This window comes from Kitasatospora sp. NPDC001119 (assembly GCF_053598475.1).
The window spans coordinates 147,514-171,366 of the sequence record NZ_JBSFKI010000011.1; the positions used below are offsets into that span (position 1 = coordinate 147,514).

A 23,853-nucleotide genomic window follows, 5' to 3' on the forward strand; every position below is an offset into this window, starting at 1 on the left:
GTTCAGCGCGGCCGTTCGGCCGCCGGCAGCACCTGGGCGGCGAGCCGCAGCGGCGGGCTGTGCCGGAAGGTGAGGGTGAACTCCACCCACTGGCCGGCCCGCAGCGGCGGCGGGTCGGCGATCATCAGGTCCGCGTCCTCCGGGGTCATCCGCAGCTCGCCGCGGCCCGGCACCGGCAGCGCCGGGGCCGGCTCCCAGCGGCCCGCCGCGCCCTGGTGCAGGTGCCGCTTCAGGGTGATCCGGCCGCCGAACTCCCAGCTGGCACCGGTCAGTTCGTCCGGTATGTCGCCCGGGTTGCGGATCGTGAAGAAGGCCGCAGTGGCGGAGGCCGCGCCGGCCGTCGGCAGCAGCACCCAGCCCGGGCCGGCCTCCACCGGGCGGTCGCGGCCGGCCCCGCCGAACGCCGTCCAGCCGGTGAGCAGGACCAGGGCCAGCGCCGCCGCGCCGACCGGCGGGCCGACCGCCCCGAGACGCTGCCAGGCCATCACCGTCGTCCTCCCTTGCGCTGTCCCTGTCCCCGTCCCTGCCCCTGTCCCTGGCCCCTGCGCTGTCCCCGCCCCGGTTCCCAGGTGCGCAGCCGCAGGCTGTTGCCCACCACGAGCAGCGAGCTGAGCGACATGGCGACCGCCGCCAGCATCGGGTTGAGCAGTCCGACCGCCGCCAGCGGGATCAGCACCAGGTTGTAGCCGAAGGCCCAGAGCAGGTTGGCCCGGATGGTCGCCAGGGTCTGCCGGGCCAGCCGTACGGCGTCCACCACCGCCTCGATGTCGCCGCGCACCAGGGTCAGCCCGGCCGCGCCGATCGCGGCGTCGCTGCCGGAGGCCAGCGCCACCCCGAGGTCCGCCGAGGCCAGTGCCACCGCGTCGTTGACGCCGTCGCCGACCACCGCGACCGTCCGTCCGGCGGCGCGCAGTTCGGCCACCACCTCGGCCTTGCGCTCGGGGGAGGCCGAGGAGTGCACCCGCTCGATGCCCAGCTCGGCGGCCACCGCCCGGGCGGCGCCGGGGCCGTCCCCGGTCAGCAGTACGGTCTCCAGGCCCAGCCCGCGCAGCCGGTGCAGGGCCCGCCAGCTCCCCGAGCGCACCGTGTCGCCGACCGCCAGGACGGCCGCCGGCCGCTCGTCCAGCTCGACCACGACGGCCGTGCGGCCCGCCTCCCCGGCCTGCGCCACCGCCTCGGCCAGGGCCGGCGGCAGCGCGGCGTCGTCCGGCCGCCCGACCCGGACGGCCCGGCCCTCGACCGTCCCGGACACCCCGAGCCCGGTGGCGGCCGCGAAGCCGGTCACGGCCGGCGGCGGCCCGCAGCGCTCGCGGGCCGCCGCCGCGACGGCCCGGCCGATCGGGTGCTCGGAGCGGTGCTCGACCGCGCCGGCCAGCCGCAGGGCCTCGTCCTGCGTGGGACCGTCCGCGGTGGTGACGGCGGCCAGTTCCATCCGGCCGGTGGTCAGCGTCCCGGTCTTGTCCATCACCACCGTGTCCACCCGGCGCAGGCTCTCCAGCACCTCCGGGCCGCGCACCAGCACGCCCAGCTCCGCGCCCCGCCCGGTCGCCGCCAGCAGCGCCGTCGGCGTGGCCAGCCCGAGCGCGCACGGGCAGGCCACCACCAGCACCGCGACCGCCGCCGTCACCGCCGCCTGCGGGGCCGCGCCCGCGCCCAGCCAGAAGCCCAGCACGCTCGCCGCGACCGCCAGCACACAGGGCACGAACACCCCGGCTACCGCGTCCGCCAGCCGCTGCGCCCGCGCCTTGCCGGCCTGGGCCTCCGCCACCAGCGCGGTGATCCGGGCCAGTTGGGTGTCCGCGCCGACGGCCGTGGCCCGCACCACCAGGGCGCCGCCCACGTTCACCGTCGCGCCCGCCACCCGGTCCCCGGGGCCGACCTCGACCGGCACGCTCTCCCCGGTCAGCAGGCTCAGGTCGAGCGCCGAACCCCCGTCGACCACCACCCCGTCGGTGGCCACCCGTTCGCCCGGCCGCACCACGAACTCCTGCCCGGGCAGCAGCAGTTCGATCGGCACCAGGCGCTCCTCGCCGTCCGCCCCCCGCAGGCACACCTGCTTGGCGCCCAGCTCGGCCAGGGCCCGCAGCGCGGACCCGCTGCGCCGCCGCACCCGGCCCTCCAGCAGCCGCCCGGCCAGCACGAACAGCGGCACGCCGACCGCCGCCTCCAGGTACACGTGCGCAGTGCCGCCGCCGTCGGCGGTCAGCGAGAACGGCATCCGCATGTCCGGATCGCCCGCCCCGCCGAGGAACAGCGCGTACGCGGACCAGCCGAAGGAAGCCACCACACCCAGGCTGACCAGGGTGTCCATGGTCGCCGCCGCGTGCCGCAGCCCCCGCAGGGCGCGGAGGTGGAACCCGGCAGACCCCCAGGTCACCACGGGGACGGCGAGCGCGAAGCAGACCCACTGCCAGGCGGTGAACTGCGCCGACGGCACCATCGACAGCACCAGCACCGGGACGGCCAGCAGGGTGGTGACCAGCAGCCGCCAGCGCTCGTCCGGCTCCTCCGCCGCCACCCCGACCGGCGCCCCCGCGGGCAGCGGCTCGGCGGTGTAGCCCGCCCGCTCGACCGCCGCCACCAGCTCCGCGACCGGCACCCCGGCCGGGTGCAGCACCCGGGCCCGTCCGGTCGCCAGGTTCACCCCGGCCGTCACCCCGTCGATCCGGGCCAGCCGCTTCTCCACCCGGCCCACGCACGCCGCGCAGGTCATCCCGCCGACCGCCAGATCGGTGGCGACCACGGGCTCGGCGACGGCGCTCACCGCATCCCGCCCATGCCGTGCCCGTCCATCCCGGGCGACCCGCCGCCCCCGCTACTGGGCCGCAACCCGGGCGCGACCGGGCCGACCTGGCGCCCCACCCCGTAGGCCACCACGAACACCACCACCAGCAGCAGGACGAACCCCGCCAGCACACTCAACGGCCGGACTCCCGGCGACTTCGCACTCACCCCCCAGCAGTCGGACGGGCGACGCGGTTGGTTCCCGTACGTTCCGGAACCGGTTCCCGTACGTTCCCGAACCGGCGGTGCCAGGCCGCTCCGCCGGGCGGCGCCCCGGCGGGTGTCCCTTGTCAGTGGGGCGTCGTAGGTTTGCTCCGCACGCCGAACACCGGGCGTGCGGACCGAGGAACACCGAAGGGGGAACCAGCGATGAAGCGTACGGGGAAGCACGGCTTCGCGGCGGTGGCCGGGGCGGTGGGGGCGGTGCTCGCCCTCGCCGGGACGGCGGTGGCGCAGCCGGCCGGGAGCGGGGCCGAGGCGCCCGCCGCGGTTCCCGGCCAGCCGGGGACGGGCGAGATCCTGCCGCACCCGGGGCCGGAGGGGCTGATCTGGATACCGGACTGGATCGGCGACGGCGGCGCCGTGACGGCCTCGGTGAACCCGTCGCAGCCGTTCACGTTCACGCTCGGCTGCCGGGGCGGCGGCTCGGTGGACGTGCACATCGGCGGCGCGGCGCCGGTCGACTTCACGGTCCAGTGCCCGGTCGACTCCACCGGCGTCGGTTCGGTGGAGGTCCCCGCCCGCCCGGGCCGGGACCTGCTGTTCACCGCGCACACCTCGGACCCGTCGATCCACTGGGGCATGTACGCCACCCAGGCCGACTAGACATATCGCAGGGCTACGGCCGAACGCTGCGCGGCCCGATGGCGGCGGCACCCGACGCGCCGACCCGGGCCCGCAGTTCGCGGTCGGCGGTGGCGACCAGGCAGGTGCGGGCGGGGTTCCGGGCCTTCTCGGCCCGGACCAGCTCCACGATCCGGTCGTCGCCGCTGCCGCTCGCCGCCACCACCCGTACTCCGGGCACGCCGTCCACCCCCCGGGCCGCGCCCTCGACGACCAGCACCACCTCCAGCGGGCCGGGGTGCTCCGGCACGCCCCGCTCGGCGACGGCCACCAGCGCGTCCCGCAGCCGCTCGGCGGCGCCCCGCCGGTCGCGCCACCAGCCGTCCGGCACCGATCCGACCACGTTCGCGCCGTCCACCACCAGCAGCGGGAGCGGCCCGGCCTCGTTCTCGTCCATGGCCGCCAGCCTGCCACGCCGCCAGGCCGGGTTCCGCGGTGGCCGGTCGGAGCCGCGCCGCTCGGCCGAACCGGCGACGCGGGCGGCATGTCCGGTGCCGCCTGAGCGCCGGCCCCGGGCGGCTCGGGTAGGCAACGGGCCCATGGACACACGCATCGACGAGATCGCCGAACGCATCTACCGGATCTCGACCTTCGTCCCGGAGATCGCCCCGCCCGCCGGGTTCACCTTCAACCAGTTCCTGGTCGACGCCGAGGAGCCGCTGATCTTCCACACCGGGATGCGCTCGCTGTTCCCGGCGGTGTCCGAGGCGGTCGGCCGGGTGCTGCCGGTGGAGCGGCTGCGGTGGGTGACCTTCGGGCACGTCGAGGCGGACGAGTGCGGGGCGATGAACGAGTTCCTCGCCGCGGCCCCGCACGCGCGGGTCGCGCACAACACGCTCGGCTGCCTGGTCTCGCTGAACGACCTGGCCGACCGCCCGCCGGTGCCGATGGACGACGGCGAGGTGCTGGACCTCGGCGGGCGCCAGGTACGCCGCCGGGTGCGCAACATCAACACCGCGCACGTGCCGCACGGCTGGGAGGCGCGGGTGCTGTTCGAGGAGCAGACCCGCACCCTGTTCTGCGGCGACCTGTTCACCCACCTCGGCAACGGGCCCGCCGTCACCGACGCCGACCTGGTCGAATCGGCCCTGGAATCCGAGGGGCTGTTCCGCCAGACCTCCTGCCTGACGGCCGCCGCGACCGCGCTGCGCTCCCTCGCCGAGCTGCGCCCGCGCACCCTGGCGGTGATGCACGGTTCGTCCTTCCACGGCGACGGCGCGGCCGCGCTGACCGCCCTGGCGGACGGGCTGGAGGAGCGGTTCGGACCGGAGTCGGGGTTCGTCGGGCTGCCCAGCGCACTGGCGGGCCCGCACCCGTAGCCCGGTCCGTCGGCGCCCGGTCCGTCAGCGCTCAGTCCGTCAGCGTGATCCGGATGCCGACGGTGCCGCGCTCGCCGCGGCGCAGCCGGCTGCCGAGCAGGGTGAGCACGCCGAGCAGGCCGTACTTCTGGCGCAGCAGGGTGCGGTAGGCGGCGGTGCGCTCGGGGCCGAGGAGCTCGGCGGTGGCGGGGTACTGCTCGCCGGTCGGGCGGCCCTTGACGTCGCACGGGCCGACCAGCACGTCGGCGCGGTTGCGGATCCGCTTGACCTTCCAGGAGTCCGCGACGGTCCAGACCCCGAGCGCCTCCCCGTCGCGCACCACCCACACCGGGGTCGGCACGGCGGTGCCGTCCTTCCTGTACGTGGTGACGAGCAGGTAGCTCCCGGAGGAGAGCTGGACGATCCGGGCGAGCCGGTCCGCGGCGGAGGGGTCGGGCGTGGTCATGGCCGGAAGTCTAGGGCCTGTCGTCGAACTCGCGTCTGCGGGCCGACGCCGGGGCACGCACCTCGCCGCGTTGTCGTCGGTCGCCAATGCTCCGCAGTGGCTCCCTCCTCCGCCTTGCGATGCACGCACCCCAACGCCGCCCCGCCCGCCCTCCGGGCGGACGACGGGAGTTCGAAGACAGGCCCTGGAGGCCACGTCACCAGAACCTGGCCAGCGCGCTCTCCTTGAACGGTGCCGGCGAGACGCTGAGCTCCCCGGCGAAGGGCCGGTCGAGCACCAGGACGAGCAGCAGGCTGAACCCGATCAGGGCGGCCACCGAGCCGACGAACAGCATCCGCACCTTCAGGCTGCGGATGCCGTACAGCAGGGTCAGCGCGAGGATCACCAGCGCGCCGCCCACGATCAGGACCTGGAGCAGGACGGGCAGTTCCTCGCGGCTGGCGTTGATCCGGTCCCGGCGCTGGCCGACCGCGTCGTTGAGGCTGCTCAGGGCCTCGGTGTAGAAGGCCTGCTCGGACTGGGACTGCGGCTCGTACGCGCGCAGCGCCGTGTACATCGCGTCCATCTTCGAGGCCGTCACGGTGAAGTCGCCGTGGCCGGCCCGCATCAGCGGCCACTGCAGCTCGACGACGCCGTGCACGTAGCCGCGGACCGAGGCGTCCACGGCGGTCTGGACGTCGGGCGGGAAGGCCTTGGCGTCGCGGGCGATCTGGGAGACCGCCGTCGCCTCGGTGGAGACGATCTTCTGGGTGTCCTGGAGCTCGGTCCACAGGTTGACGATGACGAAGGCGAGGATGATCCCGTAGATCGCCCCGAACATGCCGAGCACCACGCCGACCATGTCGTTGTTCTCGCCTCCGACGAGGGCGGGGAAGCGCCGGGTGGTGACGAGGCTGGCGGTCACCGCGAGGACGACGAAGCCGCCGACCACCAGGAGGGCGAGCAGGGCGGTGGAGAAGTGGTTCAGCAGCCAGAGTTCCACGGGAACGCCCTGTCCTGTCAGCGGGGCCCGCGGGTCCGGGCGGTGCGGAGCAGGGTGCGGGCGCGGCGGGTGAGGCGGTGCCGGCCGTGGCCGCCGACGCCGGTGGCGCCGGTGGCGCCCCCGACGGCGGTCGCCCCGCCCCCGTCGTACGCCGCGGCGGACGCGGCGGACGCGGCGGACGCGGTGCGGCGGCGGGCGGTGACGCGGGCGGTGGCCCAGGCGGCGAGGGCGGTGGCGAGGACGGCGGCGGTCCAGACGGCGGGGGCGAGGCCCGAGCCGGAGCCGCTGGTCAGCGGCGGACGGGACCAGGGCGGCAGCTGCTCGCCGGCCTCGGCCCCGTCGGCGGCGGCGGACGGCCCGGCGGGGGCGGGGGCGGCGGTGTCGTCGACCAGCTTGCCGACCGGCTGGACCTTCCCGGCGGCCGCGAAGCCCCAGTCGAGCAGGCTGGCGGCCTCGTCGTAGACCCTGCCCTGCGCGTCCGGGTGCATCACCGTCACCAGCAGGGTGCGGCCGTCGCGTTCGGCGGCGCCGGTGAAAGTGGCGCCCGCGTTGGTGGTGTAGCCGTTCTTGACGCCGATCAGGCCGGGGTACTTGCCGAGCAGCCGGTCGGTGTTGGCGATGTCGAAGCTGGTGCGCCGGCCGGTGAGCTTGTCCAGCCCGCCGGGGAAGCTTGCGGTGCGGGTGGCGCAGTAGGAGCGGAAGTCGGCGTTGCGCAGCCCGGCCCGGGCGAAGAGCGTGAGGTCGTAGGCGGAGGAGACCTGGCCGTCCATGTCGTAGCCGTCCGGGGAGACGACCTTGGTGTCGCGGGCCTGGAGCGCCCGGGCGCGCTCCTGCATCTCGGTGACGGTCTGCTGGATGCCGCCGTTCATGTGGGCGAGGACGTGGACGGCGTCGTTGCCGGAGCTGAGGAAGACGCCCCGCCAGAGGTCCTCGACCCGGTACGGCAGGTTCTCCTTGACGCCGACCAGGCTGCTGCCGGCGCCGAGGCTGGCGAGCTCGGTCGTGGTGACCTTGTGCTCGGTGGCCCGGTCGAACTTGGGCAGCACGGTGTCCGCGAACAGCATCTTGAGGGTGCTGGCCGGGGGCAGCGGCAGGTGGGCGTCGCGGGCGGCGAGCACCTCGCCGGTGGCCGCGTCGGCGACCAGCCAGGAGCGGCCGGTCAGGTCGGACGGCAGCGCGGGCGCCCCGGCCAGCGGCGCGACCTGGACGGCCGGGCGGCCGAGCCGCTCCCCGCCGACGGCGGGGACGGAGTCCTGGGCGAGGGAGGCCGGGGCGGTGACGGCGAGGACCAGGACGGCGCAGGCGGCGGCTCCGGCCGCGGTCACGGCGGCGGAGGGCGACTTCAGGGGTGTGCGGGTGGGGAACACACGGCGAACGTACCCGCGCCGCCGCCGGGCCGCCGGGCCTGCTGCTCCGTCCGGAGCCGGGCTGAGCCGTCCGGAGTCGGGCTGAGCCGTCCGGAGTCGGGCCGGGCGGTGAGGAACCGTCCGGAGCCGGGTCGGAGCCGCGCGGAAGGGACGACTTTGGTGGTGCCGGCCCGCACCGAAAGTCGGATGTCCGGCGGAGGGCCGGATTCCTAGGCTCGGGAGCATGAAGACCCTGCTCGGCTACCTCGGCTCCGTGTTGATCGTCGGCGGCGCCTCCGGCCTGCTGTCCACCTGGATCGAGGGCTTCCGGCTGTTCGGCTTCGTCCGGGTCCTGGTGCCGGCCGGCCACGAGATCGCCGGGTACTCCACCCTGGTGGTGCTGGGTGTCCTGCTGGCGCTCCCCGCCGCCCGGCACGGTTAGGGGATGCGCGGCAGGGCTGGAACGCGCCCGGCACGGTCAGCGCACGCCCGGATCGTCTGAGGGCGCCCCCGCCGCGATGCCGTCGAGCAGCACGGCGAGCCCGGCGCGGAAGGCCTCCCGGTGGCCGTCCTCGGGGGCGCCGCCGCCGGTGCTCTGCAGGGCGACGAGCAGGGGGAAGCGTTCCGCGAAGTCCGGTGCCAGCTCGGCGAGTCGGGCGGAGCGGGTGGCCCACCAGTCCTCGTCGGCGATCCCGGTGGCGGCGGCCGCGCCGCGCGCGTCGGCGGTGGTGGCGGCCAGGCCGCGGACGAACTGCCAGAGCGCGGCGACCGCCCCGCGCAGCCGCGCCGGCGCCAGGCCGGCCGGCCGCAGTGCGCGCAACAGCGCCTCCATCGCGGCGAGTTCGGCGGGGCCGAGGACCGGGCGGGCCTGCGAGACCTGGAGCACCCAGGGGTGGCGCAGGTAGCAGGCGTACAGGGCCTCGGCCCAGGCGGTGACGGCTTCCCGCCAGGTGTCGGCCACCGGGAGTCCGCCGGGGAATTCGGCGGGAACTCCCGAGGGGGGTTCGGTGGCGAGTTCGGCGAGCGCCCGGTCGTGCATCAGGTCGAGCAGTTCGGCCTTGCCGGGCACATAGGTGTAGAGCGCCATCGCGGTGCGGCCGAGCCGTTCGCCCACGGCGCGCATCGACAGCGCGGCCATGCCCTCGGCGTCGGCCACCGCGATTCCGGCGGACACGATCGCGTCGACGCTCAGACCCGGCTTGGGGCCGCTGCGCCCGGCGCGCGGCTCCTCGGGCGCGCCCCAGAGCAGGGCGAGCGCGCGGTGGGCGTCGCCCTGCCCGGCGTAGACGGTCATCCGACATCTCCTTATGGCGTAAAGTATCGCTCCGACGGCAACTCTTTATGCCGTAAGGTTACCAATCGAAGGGGTTTCGCGATGACATTGCCCGTCACCTTCGTCGAGGTCGTCGAGGTCCGCCGGATCACACCGCGCACCGCCCGGATCACCTTCGCCGCCGAGGAACTCCCCGACGCCGTCGGGACCGCCCCGGACCAGCAGCTGAAGCTCTGCTTCCCGCGCCCCGGGCAGCGCGAGCCGGTGCTGCCCGCCCGGCAGGACGACCCGATGGGCTGGTACCAGGCCTACCTGGCGATCCCGGAGGCCGAGCGCCCGCTGCTGCGCAGCTTCACCCTGCGCGGCCGGCGGCCCGGCACCCGGCTGGTCGAGATCGACTTCGTGCTGCACGGGGACTCCGGCCCGGCCGCCGCCTGGGCGGAGCGGGCCGCGCCGGGGGACCGGCTCGGGATGGTCGGCCCCTCCGCGCTGTACGCCCCGCAGGTCCCCTTCGTCGAGGCCGCCACGGAGGCCGACTGGGTGCTGCTGGCCGGCGACGAGACCGCGCTGCCGGCGCTCGCGACGCTGCTCGGGGTGCTGCCCGAGGGGGTGCGGGCGTACGTGTGGATCGAGGTGGCCGACCAGGCGGAACGCCAGGAGCTGGAGAGCCGCGCCGAGCTGGAGGTGGAGTGGCTGTACCGCGACGGCGCGGCCCCGGGCACCGTGCTGACCGAGGCGTTCCGGGACGGCGTGCTGCCGGGGGGTGAGCCCTTCGTCTGGCTGGCCGGGGAGGCGGGGGCGGTCCGGGAGGTCCGCCGGCTCCTGATCGAGGAGCAGGGGGTGCCGAAGGAGGACATCGACTTCACCGGCTACTGGCGCCACCGGTTGACCCAGGATGACGCGCCCACCGCCGAGGACCTGGCGGACGCTCAGGAGCGGCTGGCCGGCACCTGAGACCGGGCCGGGCGTCCCGCCGCGGCTCCCGCCGCGGGACGCCCGGGCGCCGTGGCGGCCGTTTCGCCGGGCGGCGCCGTGGGAAGGGAGTCCGCCGGGGCTCTCCCGTGCCGGCCGTCCGGATCCGGTAAGGGCCGATCGGCTGAAAGATGCGGATTCGACCCGATTTCCTCTCCGAATTTTACTGATTGATGGTCAACTTTACTTTCTGATGGGGATTTACCCCCTTGTCGTGATCCTCTCAGGTGCGTTGGAATGCGTCAGCTGTCCATCTGACGAGAGGATTTATATGATCGGCTGGCGGAAAACCCAGCTAGCGGCCGCCGTCACGGTGACCGCCGCGTCCATGGTCCTGAGCCTCGGGACCATCGCGACCGCGGCCCCGGCCCCCGAACCGCAGAACGCCCAGGCGGCGTCCACGGACGGGTCCCCGGTGCCGGTGATCGTCATCATGAAGGACCAGATCGCGGACGCCCCGGCCGACCACGGCCACCTCGGCGCCCGGCAGCAGAAGACCGCCGACGCACAGGCGCCGCTGCTGAACAAGGTCAAGGCCGGCGGCGGCACCGATATCAAGAGTTTCGTGGTCGGCAACGCCTTCTCGGCCACGGTCAGCCCCGCCCTGCGGGCCCAGCTCCAGGCCGACCCGGCCGTCTCCTCCGTGGTGGCGGACGCCCAGGTCCAGGTCGCCCCGCCGGCCGCCGCCAAGGCGAAGGCGGCCAAGGACACCGCCGCCGCCAAGGCGCCCAAGGCCGACGCCGCTCCGCAGGCCGTTTCGGGCAGTAACGGCCAGGGGGCGGAGGAGAACGCGACCAACACGGTCTGCCCCGCCGACCCGGCCAAGCCGCTGCTGGAGCCCGAGGGCCTCTACTCGACCCGGGCCGTCACCGGCAACGGCAAGCCCGGCGTTGAGGACCTGGCCACCGGCAAGGGCGTCAAGGTCGCCTACATCGCGGACGGCCTCGACCCGAACAACCCGGACTTCATCCGGGCCGACGGCTCGCACGCCGTGGTCGACTACCAGGACTTCGCGGGCGACGGCTGGGACGCGCCGACCGGCGCGGCCGAGGCCTTCGGCGACGCCTCGGCGGTCATCGCCCAGGGCCGCCAGGTCTACGACGTCTCCAAGTTCGTCAACTCCTCGCACCCGCTGCCGGCCGGCTGCAACATCCGCATCCGCGGCCTCGCCCCGGACGCCGACCTGGTCGCGCTGAAGGCCGGCGGCGAGATGATGTCCAACTCGTCGATCCTCCAGTCGATCGACTACGCGGTGCGGGTCGCCCACGTGGACGTGCTGAACGAGTCCTTCGGCGGCAACGTCACCCCGGACAGCGGCGCGCACGACACCATCTCGCTCTTCAACGAGCAGGCCGTCAAGGCCGGTGTCACCGTCGCGGTCTCCACCGGTGACGCCGGCCTCAGCGGCACGATCGGCACCCCGGCCACCGACCCGTCCGTGATCGCGGTCGGCGCCTCGACGGACAACCAGAACTACCAGCAGACCGGTTACGCGGCCTCCCAGTTCTCCAACAAGACCTGGAGCAACAGTCGCATCTCCGCGCTCTCCTCGGGCGGCTTCACCCAGGCCGGCCGGACCGTCGACCTGGTCGCGCCGGGCGAGTCGGACTGGGCGCTGTGCACGCCCGACACCAGCAAGTACACGGACTGCACGGGCTACAACGGGCAGCCCTCGCCGATCCAGCCGTTCGGCGGCACCAGCCAGTCGGCCCCGTTCGTCACCGGCGCCGCGGCCCTGGTCATCCAGGCCTACCGCGACACCCACGGCGGCGACTCGCCCGCCCCGGCGCTGGTGAAGAAGTTCCTCACCGGCACCGCCACCGACCTCGGCGTTCCGGCCGAGGAGCAGGGCGCCGGCCTGCTGAACGTCCGCGCCGCCGTCGAGGCCGCCCGCGGCTACGACGACGGGGACGGCACCGACGGTGCGAAGACCGTCGTGGTCAACACCGGCCAGGTCGACATCGCCGGCGCCCCCGGCTCGACCCACACCGCCGAGGTGTCCGTCACCAACACCAGTGACAGCACCCAGACGGTGAGCGCCACGACCCGCGGCTTCGCGCCGCAGTCGAGCAACCGGCAGACCGTCCAGCTGGACCCGTCCTCGAAGGACACCTTCAAGTACGCGACCAACGGCGCGGACTGGGTGCAGAAGCAGGTCAAGTTCACCGTCCCGGCCGGCGCCGACCGCCTCGCGGCCTCGATCGCCTGGCAGGGCGCGCCCAACCCGGTCACCAACGGGCCGGTGGTCCGGATGACGCTGCTCGACCCCTCGGGCCGCTTCGAGACCAACACCCGTCCGCAGGGCGGCGCCACCCCGGCCAACTTCGGCCTGGTGGACGTCCCGCACCCGGTGGCCGGCGAGTGGACCGCCGTCCTCTACACCCCGGCCGGCCAGGCCGGCTACAACGGCGCCGTCGAGCTCGGCACCGCCACCCAGCGCGCGGTGCCGGCCGGCGCCGTGAGCCCCGGCACCACCGACCTGAAGCCGGGCCAGACCAAGACCCTCAAGGTCCAGCTCACCACCCCGGCCACCAGCGGCGACTCCAGCGAGGCCGTCCTGGTCTCCGGCTCCAACGGCAACACCACCAGCGTCCCGGTCGTGCTGCGCAGCCTCGTCCCGGTCAACCAGGGCAAGGGCACCTTCACCGGCACCATCACCGGCGGCAACGGCCGCAGCGCCTCGCCGACGCAGAGCTTCTCGTACGCCTTCGACGTCCCGAAGGGCCAGAAGGACCTGCGGGTCGGCCTGACCGTCGGCAAGGACCCGAAGCTGCTCATGCAGGGTGCGCTGATCAGCCCGAACGGCACCCCGGTCGACATCGAGGGCAACGGGCAGTTCGACGCCCAGGGCAACCTGGCGGGCACCGGCAACGGCGTCTCGGCCACCGCCGTCAACCCGGCCGCCGGCCGCTGGCGGTTCGTCCTGAACGTGCTCGGCCCGGTCAGCGGCCAGGAGCTCGCCCAGGACTTCACCGGCACCATCGCGTTCAACCAGAACCAGGCCACCGCGGCCGGTCTGCCCAACGACGCCCGCAGCAAGCTGGCGGCCGGCAAGCCGGTCACCGTCCAGGTGAACTACACCAACAACACCGTCGCGACCCAGCGGATCGCGGCCGACGGCCGGCTGGACCGCCGGGTGGACGTGCCGCTGGTGCCGCAGGGCACCTCGGCGACCGTCACCCTGCCGCTGAGCCTCAGCTCCGCGGTGCCGTCCTTCCTGGTGCCGCCGGGCACCGACCGGCTCAAGGCCGTGGCGGCGTCCTCGACGCCGGCGCAGATCGAGCTGAGCGCCACCACCGGCTCGCCGGACCTGTTCGGCGACCTGAAGAAGGCCCAGGACGGCTCCACCGTCTCGGTCGTCACCGACAACGGCACCGCCGAGCAGCCGGTCGTCCCCGGCACCTGGAGCACCTTCGTCCAGCAGATCGGCCCGTTCGGCACCGGCGGCGCGCCGGCCGGCACCTCCACCATCACGGCCACCGCGCACACCCAGGCCTTCGACCCGGCGCTGACCTCCAGCACCGGTGACCCGTACGCCGCCTCGGTGAACGCCTCGGCCGCGGCCGCCACCCCGGTGACCGTCGCCCCCGGCGCCACCGGCACGCTCCAGGTGACGCTGACCCCGACCGGCCCGAAGGGCAGCACCGTCAAGGGCGTGCTGTACCTGGTGTCCGGCCCGACCGGCGTGGCCACCGCCAACAACGCCCTGAACACCACCGGTTCGGTGCTCGCGGCGATCCCGTACAGCTACACCGTGAACTGACGCCACGTCAGCCGACGTCAGGCCGAGGCCGTCCCGGGGTTCCGGGGCGGCCTCGGCCGCGTTCGGCGGCCGGGGTTCCGGGGGCGGCCGACTGGGCAGGGTCGGGAGTGAACGGATGTTGTCACCGGATGTTGTCACCGGATGGGGAGTTGCGAGTTGAACGACGCGATCAAGCACGGCGAGGTCGTGGTGAACGGCGTACGGCTGCACTACGCGGAGCAGGGCGAGGGGCCGCTGGTCCTGCTGCTGCACGGCTTCCCGGAGAGCTGGTACTCCTGGCGCCACCAGTTCGCGCCGCTCGCCGAGGCCGGCTACCGGGTCGTCGCGCCGGACCAGCGCGGGTACGCCCGCAGCGAGCAGCCCGAGCGGATCGACGCCTACACCCTGCTGCACCTGGTCGGCGACGTGACGGCGCTGATCGCCGCGCTCGGCGAGGAGAAGGCCGTCGTGGTCGGGCACGACTGGGGCGCGCCGGTGGCCTGGGCCGCCGCGGCGCTGCGGCCGGACCTGGTGCGCGGGGTGGCCGGGCTGAGCGTGCCGCCGCTGCCGGCCGGGCCCGGCACCCTGTCCGCGGCCCGGGAGAACTTCGGCGAGGGCTTCTACCAGATCTACTTCCAGGAGCCGGGCCGGGCCGACGCCGAGCTGGCGGCCGACGTCAAGTCCAGCCTGCGCCGCATCCTCTGCGGCATCCAGCCCGACGGCGAGCCGCGACCGTGGATCGTCCCCGAGGGCAAGAAGCTGCTGGACACCGTCCCGGAGCCGGAGAGCCTGCCGGACTGGCTCACCGACGAGGACCTCGACGTGTTCGCCGCCGACTACGCCCGGCACGGCGAGAACGCCTTCACCGGGGGCCTCAACTGGTACCGCAACATCGACCGGAACAGCGAGCTGATGACGGCGTTCGTCGGCCAGCGGATCGACGTGCCCGCGCTGTTCGTGGTCGGCGAGCGGGACCTGGTGAACGCGATGATCGCGCCGGAGGCGGTCCAGTACCTGCTGACGCACCTGACGCCCCGGCTGCACCGGCACGTCCGGCTGCCGGACACCGGCCACTGGACGCAGCAGGAGCGCCCGGCCGAGGTCACCGAGGCGCTGCTGGACTTCCTGGCGCACCTGGACAAGTAGCCGGCCGGGGCACCGGGCGCGGCCTCGGGGGCCGCGCCCGGTGTCAGACCGGCAGCAGGCGGGCGATCAGCTCGCCGAGGCGGCGGGCGTTGCGGCAGGAGTGCATCTCCACCACGCCCGCGTAGGCGAGGGCGGCGGAGTCGCCGGTCGGCCAGAGCGAGGGCTGCTCGGGGTTGAGCCAGAACACCCGGCGGGCCCGGGCGGCGATCCGGCGCAGCGCGTCCGGGTTGGGGTCGCGGTGGTTGTTCCTGGCGTCGCCGAGGACCAGCACGCAGGTGCGCGGGCCGACGGCGTCCAGGTGCCGTTCGGCGAACTCCCCGAGTGCGGAGCCGTAGTCGCTGTTGCCGTGGTAGCCCGTGACCTCGGCCTCGGCGAGGATCCGGGCGGCCAGGCGTGCCGGGTCGTCGCCGCCGCGCAGCAGGCCGGTCACCTCGGCGGTGCGGTTGACGAAGGCGAACACCCGGACCTTGCTGAACTGTTCGCCCATCGCCTGCACCAGCAGCATGGTGAAGTCGGCGAAGCCCGCCACCGAGCCGGAGACGTCGCACAGCAGCACCAGCTCCGGGCGGGCCGGGCGGCGCCGCCGGTACGCGGGGCGCAGCGGCACCCCGCCGGTGCCCAGCGAGCGGCGCAGGGTGCGGCGCAGGTCGATCTCGCCGCGGGCGGCGCGCCGGCGCCGGGCGGCCAGCCGGGTGGCCAGTTTGCGGGCCAACGGGTGGACGGTGCGGCGCAGTTCGGCGAGCTGGTCGCGGCCGGCGTAGAGGAAGTCGACCCGGTCGGCGGTAGGGGCGACGGCGCGTTCGGCGATCCGCTCGGGGCCGCGCAGCTCGGCGACCCGGCGGCGGGCCTCGCCGGCGGCCATGGCGCGGAAGTCCCGGATGCGGCGGCGGATCTCGTCGGCGAGCACCCGGTCGGAGAGGTCCCGGTCGGCGGGGTCCCGGGCGCCGGGCCGCTCGCGCAGGGCGGCGAGGACGCGGGCGAGCAGCGTCTCGGGGGCGAGCCGGCCGAGCGCCTGCTGGGCGGACCAGCCGCCGGAGCCGGGGGAGCCCCCGCTGCCGGGGGAGCCTCCGGCGCCGTACCGGCCGAAGGCCTCGATCAGCTCGCCGGCCAGCCGGGCCTGGGCGGCGCGGTCGTCGGCGGCCAGCGCGGCGGCGAGGCGCTCGCGCAGCTGCTCGCGCAGCGGGTCGGGGCGGCCGAAGCGCGGCGGTTCGGGGTCGTCGGGGACGGGCGGCGGGTCGGCCCGGACGGCCTCCGGGGTGCCGACGCCGAGCGGGAAGAACAGGTCGAAGGCGGCGTCGTAGACGGTCCGTTGGGCTTCCGAGCGGAGCAGGGCGGCGGCCAGGCCGGCCCGCATCTGCTCGCGGTCGGCGAAGCCGAGGACGTCCAGGACGGCGGCGGCGTCCACCGTCTCGGCCGGGCCGATCCGCAGGCCGTGCCCGCGCAGGGCGCGGACCAGGCCGGTGAGGCGGGCGGCGGTGTCGGCCTCCCGGGGCGTCGTCATGCGAGGGTGAGCTTCTGGGCGGCCTTGCGGACGTCGTCCTGGTGCTTGAGGATCACGCCGAGGGTGTCCCGGACGACCGTCTCGTCCAGGGTGCCGGCGCCGAGCGCCAGCAGGGTGCGGGCCCAGTCGATGGTCTCGGCGACGGACGGGGCCTTGCGCAGCTCCATCGCGCGCAGCGCGCCGACCACCCGGACCAGCGACTCGGCCAGCGTCTCGTCCAGTCCGGGCACCTTGAGCCGGACGATGCGGCGCTCCAACTCGGCCTCGGGGTAGTCGAGGTGGAGGAAGAGGCAGCGGCGGCGCAGCGCCTCGGAGAGCTCGCGGGTGGCGTTCGAGGTGAGCAGCACGAAGGGGCGGCGCTCGGCGGTGATGGTGCCCAGCTCGGGGACGGTGACCTGGAAGTCGCTGAGCACCTCCAGCAGCAGCGCCTCCACCTCGACGTCGGCCTTGTCCATCTCGTCGATCAGCAGCACGGTCGGCTCCTCGCCGCGGATCGCGGTGAGCAGCGGGCGGGCGAGCAGGAACTCCTCGCCGAAGATGTCGGTGCGGGCCTCCTGCCAGCCCTCGTCGCGGCCGGCGGTGATCCGCAGCAGCTGCTTGGCGTGGTTCCACTCGTAGAGCGCGCGGGCCTCGTCGATGCCCTCGTAGCACTGGAGCCGGACCAGCCGGGCGCGGCCGATCGCCGCCACCGCCTTGGCGAGTTCGGTCTTTCCGACCCCGGCCGGGCCCTCGACCAGCAGCGGCTTGCCGAGCCGGTCGGCGAGGAAGACGGTGGTGGCCACGGAGGTGGAGGCCAGGTAGCCGGTGGCGGCCAACTGCTCGGCGGCGTCCGCCACCGAGGTGAAGAAGCCCGTGCCGTGCCCGCCGTCGTCGCTCATCCGTCTGCCCCGATCCGGTTCGCCGTCTCCGTGCGGCGCCACCCTACCGGCCGGTCACTTCGCTGTCTCGGGGGCGGGCGTCCGGGGTCGGGGGCGGGCGTTCCGGTTCGGGGACGGGTCCGGCGCAGCGGCGTACGGCCCGGTGAGGGTGCCGTACGCCGCCGTCGTCAGGACGGGCCGCGGGGGCCCCGGCGTCAGTTGACGAAGAGCGCCGGGCTGCCGGCGACGGAGCTGTCGAGAACCGGGCCGTAGGTGGCGCTGAAGTAGCCCGTCGAGAAGCACAGGCTCGGCCCGGACACCAGGGCGAACGGCTGGCCGGCGAAACCGATGGTGTTGCCGGTGTTCGAGGTGGTGCCGTTGATCCCGGTGCTGTTCTGGTAGTTGCAGCTGATGCTGCCCAGGATGGTGTTGAGCACCACGGTGGTGCCCATCACGCCGGCCGCGCCGGGGGTGAGCTTGACCGGGTTGCCAGGGGCGTCGCTGACCGTGTTGGTGAACGGCAGGCTGGTGACCGTGACGCTCTTGACGCCGGTGACACCGATGACGTTGGAGGTGCAGGAGCCGAAGGTCTGGGTGTCGAGCCGCTCGACGGCGCTGCCCGGCGCGGCCGGGTTGGCGGTGACGGTCGCCGAGAAGGAGGAGGCGGCACACTTGACGCCGGTCGACCCGGTGGCGCTGTTGTTGAAGTTCGCGGTGGTGCCGGAGACCAGGTTGGCGGTCAGCACGTCGCCGACGGCGACGTCCGGGCCACTCGGACTTCCGGTGGTCAGGACCGCGCCGGCGGCCTGGGCGGGGGTCACGGCCGCGCCGGTGAGGGCGAGTGCGGCCAGGGCGGCGGTGGCGAGGGTGCGGCTGATGCGCATGAGGGTACCTCTCTCCGTCCGGTGGACGGGGGTGGGGGAAACCCGGCGTGCGGGTGTGGTGGTGTGCACGACGGGGGAGGGGCGTGGCGGGTGCCGGAGGCTTCGCACCGGAGATTTCGTACCGTTCCCCGGGTCGCGCTCCGGGCCGCGCTCCGGTCTTCACACCGGATGCCTCGGCCCATGCCGAGGGCGGGCGGGCCCGGCGCCACGGGCCCGTCCGTGCGGTACGGCGGTGCGGACGTACGCGAGGGTGGGCGTACGGCGGTGCGGTGGAACTGCGGTGGTACGGCGGTGCGGTGGAGCTGCGGTGCGGCCTTGCGTACGGACGGCGGCGTGGAACACCGCGGCACCGCGCCGTTCGGTCGGGGACGTGCGGTGCCGTCGGGGCCCTCGACGACTGCCACCGTCGCGGTCCCGTCCCCGCCGTGGTCCCGTGGCCCGGGCTTTCGCCCCGGTCCGCGGAGCCCCCGGAGGTCCGGCCGGTGGGCGCCTGCTGGCCCGCCGGTTGGAAACCTGTCAGTGTTGTAAACCCGGTGTTCCATCAATGTCAATACAGGACACAGGAGTTGGTGATGGATCGGAAACACCTCCGCGGAGCCGACGTGGTCCTGCTGCCGGGTGCCCGGACCGGCCGCGATCCGGCCCGCTCGATCAAGCCGGGCCCGCGCCGGCTGCCCGCCGGCGTGGTCGCCGCGACCCAGCGCGATCGACTCCTGGACGGGCTGGTGCGGACCGTCGCCGAGCGCGGCTACCAGCACGCGACGATCAGCGACATCTGCCGCGCGGCGGGCGTGACCAGGCCGGTCTTCTACGAGCTGTTCAACGGCAAGGAGGACGCCTTCCTGGCCGCGCACCGGCACGGCACCGGTGTGGTGATCCGGCGGATGGCGGCCGCCTTCGCGGCCGAATCCGACTGGTGCCGGGGCATCCGGAAGGCGCTCGGCGTGATGCTGCAACTGCTGGCGGGGACACCGGCGTTCGCCACGATGGCGGTGATCGAGATCGAGGCTGTCGGTCCGGCCGGCCGCCGGGAGCGGGCCCAACTGCTGACCAGGTTCCGCTCGTTCTTCGCAGAGGTGCCCCAACTTCCGGGCGGGGTCGGGTCGAAGGAGATGGTGGACGCCGTGGTCGGCGGCGTCTACAGCGCGATCTACCGGCGGATCGACTCCGGCCGGACCGAACAACTACTGGAGCTCCTACCGCTGTTGAGCCTGTTCTGCCTGTCGCCCTTCCTCGGCCCGGCGGAAGCGGCCGAGCGGCTGGGGGTGCGGGACTGGCCGAAGCGGGTCGCGGATTGGTGAAGATCCTTCGTGCACCTGTATTGACCCGGCCAATACCGGGCAGTAGCTTCCCAGTTACCTACCGGCGCCGACCGGTCCGCCCCGCTGCCGAGGGGCGGACAGCCCGGTCGGGCCGGGGAACGCTGTCCGCGCCAGGACAACGTGCCAAGTGCCTGCACACCCATTCCACCCACAGGGAGCACACACATGGCCATGTCCGAGGACGCCGCCACGGCGGCCGAGACCCCGCAGACGCCGAGCGGGCCGAGAAGAGGACGGGTCCGGCTGAAGCGCAGCGCCCTGATGGCCGTACCGGCCATCGCGGCCGGTGGCGTCCTGATGGCGCTCACCGCCCAGGGCGTGCTCGCCGCCCAGTTCTCCATCTCCGGCATGCCGTTCACCATCACCGCCGACAAGCTGGACGGCGAGGGCTTCGCCCAGTTCGGCTCGCTGGACTCGATGATCCCCGACAGCCCCAACGCGGGCTCCACCGGCGGCCAGGTGCTGGTCGCGGTGTCGGCGATCAAGAAGGCCGAGATCACCAACCTGTGCCAGAGCGTCGACCTCGGCGGCATCAACCTGGTGATCCACGCGGGCGACGGCGGCACCCCCGTCACCGCCTCCGACCTCACCACCGACTCCGACATGCTGTCCGGCGACGCGGAGTTCAAGAACATCGAGATCGGCGGCGACGCCAGCACGTACACCAAGGCCGGCCCGGTCGGGAAGGGCAACCCCGGCGTGTTCGGCCAGCAGGCCGACCACGTCACGCTGACCCACCTGAACCAGCACAACTACGCGAGCACCGCCGTCGGGTTCAAACTGCCGAACCTGCGGCTGAGCTTCAGCTCCACGGGCTGCTGAGCATGGCGGAGTCCGTACCGGAGCCGGCCGGCACCGGCGAGGGCACCGCGGCACGGGCCGAGGGGGTGGCCGCCGAGGGGACGGCGGCCGCGCCCGCCCAGGCCGTGGCGGCCCCCGTCGCCGAGCCCGCCGCACGCCCGGTCACACGCGACTGGCGGGGCCGGCGACCGTTCTGGGGCGGGCTGCTGGTGACACTCGGCGGCGCCGAGGTCCTGTTCACCCTGAAGGCCCCGCTGCCCGTCATCCTGCACATCGGGATGCAGGGGCTGGCCGGGTACCTGGTGCCCGCGGTGATGCTGCTGTGCGGCCTGCTGATCCTGTTCAACCCGGCGCAGCGGCTGTTCTACTCCATCCTCGCCGTGCTGGCCTCGCTGGCCAGCTGGGTCACCTCCAACCTGGGCGGCTTCGTGATCGGGATGCTGCTCGGGGTGGTCGGCGCCTGTCTCACCTTCGGGTGGCTGCCCGACCAGCCGCTGCGCCAGGGCCGGCAGCGGCGGCTGGAGCGCCGGGAGGCGCGCCGGGCAGGAGTCTGACGACGGCGGTGCCCCGGGTCCTGGTGGTAGGAGAGCACCGGGGCGCGGGGCACCCTTCCGTCCTCCCCGCCCGTTCCGGGGGGGCGTGCGCGCGATGGGGCCCGTGCGCGGTGGGGGTGCGTGCGCGCGGTGGGGGTCCGTGCGCGCTGTGGCCGAAAAGCGTCCCGGTCCGGACGTACCACCGCAAGGGGTCGTTGGTCCCGGGTCTCTCCGGGGCGATCGGCCCTTCTCGTGTCCGGCGGCCCGGCAGTTCACTGGGCGGGACATGGACAACAGCAGCAGCATGAGCACTGGCACCGCCACCGCCACCGCCACCGCCGAGTACGACCGCCTGATCGCCCGCCATCACGCGATGCGCCTGCGACGCCAACTCCTCGCCCCCTCCACCTCGGCCGGCGGCGACCTCGGGTGCAACGCGTACGGGGAGGAGGGCGGCTACGACGGCGCCGCGGACCAGCACGTCATCCGGCGCGACCTCGACCTGATCTCCCCGCTCGCGGACCTGATCGACCACCTCTACGCGGTGATGTTCAGCCACCGCCCGTACCTGCGACCGCTTTTCCCCGCCTCGATGGAGTTCCAGCAGCTCCACCTGGAACGGATCTTCCACCATCTCATCGACCACCTCGACCGGCCGGCCGAACTGGAGCAGACGCTCCGCCAACTCGGCCGCGACCACCGGAAACTGGGTGTCCGGCCGGTGCACTACGAGGCCTTCGAGGAGGCCCTGTGCGCGGCCGTCCGGCACCGGGCCGGCGAGCGCTGGACGGAGGAGCTGGAGGGCGCCTGGGTGCGGATGCTGCGTTTCGCCGTCGGCGCGATGGTGGCCGGCGCCGACTCCGCGCTCACCGAACCCCCGTACTGGCACGCCGTGGTGACCGGCCACGAGCGCCGCCGCCCCGACCTCGCCGTGCTGCGGGTGCGCACCGGCGAACCGTACCCGTACCGGGCCGGGCAGTACGGCACCGTCGAGCACCCGGCGCTGCCGCACACCTGGCGGCAGTACTCGATGGGCTGCGCCCCGCGCGCCGACAACGAGCTGGAGTTCCACGTCCGCCGCACCGCCCCCGGCGGGGTCAGCGCCGCCCTGGTCGAGCACACGGGCATCGGCGACCGGCTGCGCCTCGGCCCGCCGCGCGGCAGCCTGCTGCCCGACGGCGACGCCCGCGACCTGCTGCTGGTCGCGGGCGGCACCGGCCTCGCCCCGATGAAGGCGATCATCGAGCAGCAGACCGCCCACCGGCCGACCGGCCGCCGGGTCCACCTGTTCGTCGGCGCCCGGGACCGCCGGGACCTCTACGACTGGCAGTCGCTGTCCGAACTCGGCCTGCATAAGCCGTGGTTGACCGTCACCCCGGTCACCGTCGGCGAACTCGCCGACGCCGTCGCGACGGCCGGCGACTGGCGCGAGCACCTGGCCTGCGTCACCGGGCCGGCCGGCATGGTCGGCTCCGTCCGCACCCGGCTGACGGCGGCGGGGCTGCCGTCGGCGCAGGTGCGGTTCGACCAGGCGCTGTTCCGGTGACGCCCGCCTGACCGGTGACGCCTGCCCGTCCGGTCAGGTCGGCTCAGCTGGTGACGACCGCTCAGCGGAAGCAGTAGGAGTCGGAGGAGGCGTCGCCGCCCGCCAGGTGGGTCTGGTGGACGCGCAGGCCCCGGAAGTCGGCGCCGTGCGGGAAGAAGCGCTCGTCGACACTCAGCCCGCCGGCCTCCGGGTCGGCGTCCAGCTTGACCATCCAGGGCTCGATGCCGTCCGGGTAGAACTGGTCGTCCCAGGCGCCGTAGAGCGAGTTGGTGAGGTAGACCCGCCGGCCGTCCCGGCTGATCTCCACCATCTGCGGCGCCCCGCTCAGCGGACGGCCGGGCTCCGCCGGGTGCGGGGTGCGGGCGGTGATCCCGCCGAGCCGCACCGAGCCGGCCAGCCGGGGGTGGAACGGGTCCGAGACGTCGTACTGGAACAGCTCGCCGGTGCCCCAGGCCGACACGTACAGCCAGCGGTCGTCCACCGACAGGTTGATGTCGGTGACCAGCGGCGGCACCGCGCCGAACGGCCGCAGCGCGGGCGGCAGGTCCTCGGCCGCGGCCGGCTCGGCGGGGATCTCGATCACCTTGCGCGCGGTGAACGCCGGCCCGTCCCGGTACCAGAGCCAGACCGAGGAGGACAGGTCCTCGACGTTGGTGACCACCCCGGCGAACCCCCACTCCGCCTGCGGGTCGTGCGCCGGGCGCAGCTCCAGCACCATCTGGTACTGGTCGCCGAGGTCCACCCGCTGGAGGTGGCGGCCGGAGTCCAGCTCCCAGAAGTGCAGCGCGTGGCCGTACTTGCGCCCGAGCAGGAGCTCCGGCACCACCCCGCCCTCGACCATCGACGGGGTGCCCCACTCGCTGGTGATGCCCACGTTGGTGCCCAGGTGCCACCAGACGTCGTAGGCGAAGTGCTGCGGCCCGCGCTCGGTCTCCCAGGCGCGCAGCACCTCGAAGGTGGTGTGGTCGAGCAGTGCCACCCCGCCCGGGCCGTCGTTGCCGTCGCCGCCGCCCAGGCAGGACAGGAAGACGCCGTCGGGGCCGCAGTGCAGGGTGTGCGGGCGCGAGTAGCCCGCCTTGGCGGCGAGCTCCTTCGCCTCCACCGTCTTGACCAGCCGCGGGCGGACCGGGTCGGGGTAGGTGTCCATGACGTGCAGCCGGGAGGAGCGCAGCCCGGGCAGCAGCAGGTAGCGCCGCTCCGGGTTCTCGTGGCAGGCGTGGGCGAGGGCGCTGGAGCAGGCGTTCCAGCCGAAGTGGTGCAACTCGTCGCCGAGCGTGGGAAGTTCGGCGAAGTTCAGGACCTTCCCGTAGCTCGCCGAGTCCGGATCGGTGTCGACGCTCAGCAACGCGTCCGGCCGCCGCCCCGACCGGTCGAACCCGGCCACGTACGCCAGCCTCTCCGGCGGGGCGGCGATCGCCTCGGCGGCCGAACGGTAGAGCGACGGATCGGTGTGCCCGTGCTGCATGCAAACTCCCCAACTCGCCTGGTCTGTCCCGGAAGCGTTCCACAGAACCACCGGCGCACAGCAGGCGCACGAGGGGCGGGCGACTACGCTCA

The 23,853-nt window shown here is 74.3% G+C and carries 22 protein-coding genes; 10 read left to right on the forward strand and 12 right to left on the reverse strand.

The genetic code is table 11. The annotated features are described in order from the left end of the window. Positions 1–2: 2 nt before the first annotated feature. Genes ACWDD9_RS16215 through ACWDD9_RS16225 form a run of 3 tightly spaced genes read right to left on the reverse strand, consistent with a single transcriptional unit; the run spans position 3 to position 2,922 of the window. On the reverse strand, positions 3–485 hold the full coding sequence (locus tag ACWDD9_RS16215) for a copper chaperone PCu(A)C (RefSeq protein ID WP_074003710.1): 483 nt from the start codon (positions 483–485) through the stop codon (positions 3–5). Then, the gene (locus ACWDD9_RS16220) at positions 485–2,764 is read right to left on the reverse strand and encodes a heavy metal translocating P-type ATPase (RefSeq protein ID WP_449811880.1); all 2,280 of its coding nucleotides are present in this window, start codon (positions 2,762–2,764) and stop codon (positions 485–487) included. The genes ACWDD9_RS16215 and ACWDD9_RS16220 overlap by 1 nt, the downstream gene beginning before the upstream one ends. Then, the gene (locus tag ACWDD9_RS16225; RefSeq protein WP_380781129.1) at positions 2,761–2,922 is read right to left on the reverse strand and encodes a hypothetical protein; all 162 of its coding nucleotides are present in this window, start codon (positions 2,920–2,922) and stop codon (positions 2,761–2,763) included. The genes ACWDD9_RS16220 and ACWDD9_RS16225 overlap by 4 nt, the downstream gene beginning before the upstream one ends. A gap of 231 nt (positions 2,923–3,153) precedes the next feature. Between ACWDD9_RS16225 and ACWDD9_RS16230 the strand changes: the two genes are divergently transcribed. Beyond that, a complete protein-coding gene (locus ACWDD9_RS16230; protein ID WP_074003709.1) occupies positions 3,154–3,609 on the forward strand; it encodes a hypothetical protein in 456 nt (151 codons plus the stop codon). A gap of 13 nt (positions 3,610–3,622) precedes the next feature. Here ACWDD9_RS16230 and ACWDD9_RS16235 read toward each other — a convergent pair whose 3' ends face one another. Then, positions 3,623–4,024, reverse strand: a complete 402-nt coding sequence (locus ACWDD9_RS16235) for an NTP pyrophosphohydrolase (RefSeq protein WP_449811881.1) — start codon at positions 4,022–4,024, stop codon at positions 3,623–3,625. 142 nt (positions 4,025–4,166) lie between these two features. Here ACWDD9_RS16235 and ACWDD9_RS16240 point away from each other — a divergent pair, with 142 nt between their 5' ends. After that, positions 4,167–4,946, forward strand: a complete 780-nt coding sequence (locus ACWDD9_RS16240) for an oxygen-binding di-iron domain-containing protein (protein WP_375873666.1) — start codon at positions 4,167–4,169, stop codon at positions 4,944–4,946. Positions 4,947–4,977: 31 nt separating this feature from the next. Here ACWDD9_RS16240 and ACWDD9_RS16245 read toward each other — a convergent pair whose 3' ends face one another. The 3 genes from ACWDD9_RS16245 to ACWDD9_RS16255 all read right to left on the reverse strand — a co-directional run bounded on the left by ACWDD9_RS16245 (position 4,978) and on the right by ACWDD9_RS16255 (position 7,740). After that, complete coding sequence (locus tag ACWDD9_RS16245) at positions 4,978–5,391, reverse strand: PPOX class F420-dependent oxidoreductase (RefSeq protein WP_117486643.1); 414 nt, start codon at positions 5,389–5,391, stop codon at positions 4,978–4,980. Positions 5,392–5,587: 196 nt separating this feature from the next. Continuing rightward, positions 5,588–6,373, reverse strand: a complete 786-nt coding sequence (locus tag ACWDD9_RS16250; RefSeq protein WP_375873667.1) for a bestrophin-like domain — start codon at positions 6,371–6,373, stop codon at positions 5,588–5,590. Between the two features lie 17 nt (positions 6,374–6,390). Continuing rightward, positions 6,391–7,740 (reverse strand): D-alanyl-D-alanine carboxypeptidase family protein, encoded by a 1,350-nt coding sequence (locus ACWDD9_RS16255; protein ID WP_449811882.1) that lies wholly within the window; start codon positions 7,738–7,740, stop codon positions 6,391–6,393. 223 nt (positions 7,741–7,963) lie between these two features. Between ACWDD9_RS16255 and ACWDD9_RS16260 the strand changes: the two genes are divergently transcribed. Then, positions 7,964–8,161: a hypothetical protein gene (locus ACWDD9_RS16260; protein ID WP_049660802.1), complete on the forward strand. Its 198-nt coding sequence runs from the start codon at positions 7,964–7,966 to the stop codon at positions 8,159–8,161. A 36-nt stretch (positions 8,162–8,197) separates the two neighbouring features. On the opposite strand, the gene ACWDD9_RS16265 is transcribed toward ACWDD9_RS16260, so the two are convergent. Next, the gene (locus ACWDD9_RS16265; protein ID WP_387824045.1) at positions 8,198–9,013 is read right to left on the reverse strand and encodes a TetR/AcrR family transcriptional regulator; all 816 of its coding nucleotides are present in this window, start codon (positions 9,011–9,013) and stop codon (positions 8,198–8,200) included. 81 nt (positions 9,014–9,094) lie between these two features. On the opposite strand from ACWDD9_RS16265, the gene ACWDD9_RS16270 reads away from it, so the two are divergent. The 3 genes from ACWDD9_RS16270 to ACWDD9_RS16280 all read left to right on the forward strand — a co-directional run bounded on the left by ACWDD9_RS16270 (position 9,095) and on the right by ACWDD9_RS16280 (position 14,852). Beyond that, complete coding sequence (locus ACWDD9_RS16270; protein WP_449811883.1) at positions 9,095–9,946, forward strand: siderophore-interacting protein; 852 nt, start codon at positions 9,095–9,097, stop codon at positions 9,944–9,946. A gap of 289 nt (positions 9,947–10,235) precedes the next feature. Continuing rightward, a complete protein-coding gene (locus ACWDD9_RS16275) occupies positions 10,236–13,727 on the forward strand; it encodes a S8 family serine peptidase (RefSeq protein WP_449811884.1) in 3,492 nt (1,163 codons plus the stop codon). Between the two features lie 156 nt (positions 13,728–13,883). Next, positions 13,884–14,852, forward strand: coding sequence for an alpha/beta fold hydrolase (locus ACWDD9_RS16280; protein WP_380739456.1), 969 nt, complete (start codon positions 13,884–13,886; stop codon positions 14,850–14,852). Positions 14,853–14,895: 43 nt separating this feature from the next. On the opposite strand, the gene ACWDD9_RS16285 is transcribed toward ACWDD9_RS16280, so the two are convergent. The 3 genes from ACWDD9_RS16285 to ACWDD9_RS16295 form a co-directional block, all read right to left on the reverse strand. Next, positions 14,896–16,353 carry a VWA domain-containing protein gene (locus ACWDD9_RS16285; protein ID WP_449811885.1) on the reverse strand — a complete coding sequence of 486 codons (1,458 nt, stop codon included), beginning with the start codon at positions 16,351–16,353 and terminating at the stop codon, positions 14,896–14,898. Further along, the gene (locus ACWDD9_RS16290) at positions 16,350–17,231 is read right to left on the reverse strand and encodes an AAA family ATPase (protein WP_416874085.1); all 882 of its coding nucleotides are present in this window, start codon (positions 17,229–17,231) and stop codon (positions 16,350–16,352) included. Before ACWDD9_RS16290 ends, ACWDD9_RS16285 begins: the two co-directional genes overlap by 4 nt. A 194-nt stretch (positions 17,232–17,425) precedes the next feature. Continuing rightward, complete coding sequence (locus ACWDD9_RS16295; RefSeq protein WP_049650670.1) at positions 17,426–18,094, reverse strand: hypothetical protein; 669 nt, start codon at positions 18,092–18,094, stop codon at positions 17,426–17,428. Between the two features lie 572 nt (positions 18,095–18,666). On the opposite strand from ACWDD9_RS16295, the gene ACWDD9_RS16300 reads away from it, so the two are divergent. The 4 genes from ACWDD9_RS16300 to ACWDD9_RS16315 all read left to right on the forward strand — a co-directional run bounded on the left by ACWDD9_RS16300 (position 18,667) and on the right by ACWDD9_RS16315 (position 22,296). Beyond that, positions 18,667–19,395: a TetR/AcrR family transcriptional regulator gene (locus tag ACWDD9_RS16300; RefSeq protein WP_049650671.1), complete on the forward strand. Its 729-nt coding sequence runs from the start codon at positions 18,667–18,669 to the stop codon at positions 19,393–19,395. Between the two features lie 186 nt (positions 19,396–19,581). After that, complete coding sequence (locus tag ACWDD9_RS16305) at positions 19,582–20,238, forward strand: DUF6230 family protein (RefSeq protein WP_049650672.1); 657 nt, start codon at positions 19,582–19,584, stop codon at positions 20,236–20,238. Between the two features lie 2 nt (positions 20,239–20,240). Beyond that, complete coding sequence (locus ACWDD9_RS16310) at positions 20,241–20,771, forward strand: DUF6114 domain-containing protein (protein WP_241852985.1); 531 nt, start codon at positions 20,241–20,243, stop codon at positions 20,769–20,771. Between the two features lie 283 nt (positions 20,772–21,054). Continuing rightward, the gene (locus ACWDD9_RS16315; RefSeq protein WP_380780567.1) at positions 21,055–22,296 is read left to right on the forward strand and encodes a globin domain-containing protein; all 1,242 of its coding nucleotides are present in this window, start codon (positions 21,055–21,057) and stop codon (positions 22,294–22,296) included. 61 nt (positions 22,297–22,357) lie between these two features. Here the strand turns inward: ACWDD9_RS16315 and ACWDD9_RS16320 are convergent, their stop codons facing one another. Further along, on the reverse strand, positions 22,358–23,761 hold the full coding sequence (locus tag ACWDD9_RS16320; protein ID WP_375873675.1) for a selenium-binding protein SBP56-related protein: 1,404 nt from the start codon (positions 23,759–23,761) through the stop codon (positions 22,358–22,360). Positions 23,762–23,853 lie beyond the last annotated feature (92 nt).

What these genes read in the sequence shown, in the direction of transcription:
- ACWDD9_RS16215 (WP_074003710.1), bottom strand. Translation starts at nt 485, where the DNA reads ATGGCCTGGCAGCGTCTCGGGGCGGTCGGCCCGCCGGTCGGCGCGGCG.
- ACWDD9_RS16230 (WP_074003709.1), top strand. Translation starts at nt 3,154, where the DNA reads ATGAAGCGTACGGGGAAGCACGGCTTCGCGGCGGTGGCCGGGGCGGTG.
- ACWDD9_RS16235 (WP_449811881.1), bottom strand. Translation starts at nt 4,024, where the DNA reads ATGGACGAGAACGAGGCCGGGCCGCTCCCGCTGCTGGTGGTGGACGGC.
- ACWDD9_RS16240 (WP_375873666.1), top strand. Translation starts at nt 4,167, where the DNA reads ATGGACACACGCATCGACGAGATCGCCGAACGCATCTACCGGATCTCG.
- ACWDD9_RS16245 (WP_117486643.1), bottom strand. Translation starts at nt 5,391, where the DNA reads ATGACCACGCCCGACCCCTCCGCCGCGGACCGGCTCGCCCGGATCGTC.
- ACWDD9_RS16260 (WP_049660802.1), top strand. Translation starts at nt 7,964, where the DNA reads ATGAAGACCCTGCTCGGCTACCTCGGCTCCGTGTTGATCGTCGGCGGC.
- ACWDD9_RS16265 (WP_387824045.1), bottom strand. Translation starts at nt 9,013, where the DNA reads ATGACCGTCTACGCCGGGCAGGGCGACGCCCACCGCGCGCTCGCCCTG.
- ACWDD9_RS16270 (WP_449811883.1), top strand. Translation starts at nt 9,095, where the DNA reads ATGACATTGCCCGTCACCTTCGTCGAGGTCGTCGAGGTCCGCCGGATC.
- ACWDD9_RS16275 (WP_449811884.1), top strand. Translation starts at nt 10,236, where the DNA reads ATGATCGGCTGGCGGAAAACCCAGCTAGCGGCCGCCGTCACGGTGACC.
- ACWDD9_RS16285 (WP_449811885.1), bottom strand. Translation starts at nt 16,353, where the DNA reads ATGACGACGCCCCGGGAGGCCGACACCGCCGCCCGCCTCACCGGCCTG.
- ACWDD9_RS16290 (WP_416874085.1), bottom strand. Translation starts at nt 17,231, where the DNA reads ATGAGCGACGACGGCGGGCACGGCACGGGCTTCTTCACCTCGGTGGCG.
- ACWDD9_RS16295 (WP_049650670.1), bottom strand. Translation starts at nt 18,094, where the DNA reads ATGCGCATCAGCCGCACCCTCGCCACCGCCGCCCTGGCCGCACTCGCC.
- ACWDD9_RS16300 (WP_049650671.1), top strand. Translation starts at nt 18,667, where the DNA reads ATGGATCGGAAACACCTCCGCGGAGCCGACGTGGTCCTGCTGCCGGGT.
- ACWDD9_RS16305 (WP_049650672.1), top strand. Translation starts at nt 19,582, where the DNA reads ATGGCCATGTCCGAGGACGCCGCCACGGCGGCCGAGACCCCGCAGACG.
- ACWDD9_RS16310 (WP_241852985.1), top strand. Translation starts at nt 20,241, where the DNA reads ATGGCGGAGTCCGTACCGGAGCCGGCCGGCACCGGCGAGGGCACCGCG.
- ACWDD9_RS16315 (WP_380780567.1), top strand. Translation starts at nt 21,055, where the DNA reads ATGAGCACTGGCACCGCCACCGCCACCGCCACCGCCGAGTACGACCGC.
- ACWDD9_RS16320 (WP_375873675.1), bottom strand. Translation starts at nt 23,761, where the DNA reads ATGCAGCACGGGCACACCGATCCGTCGCTCTACCGTTCGGCCGCCGAG.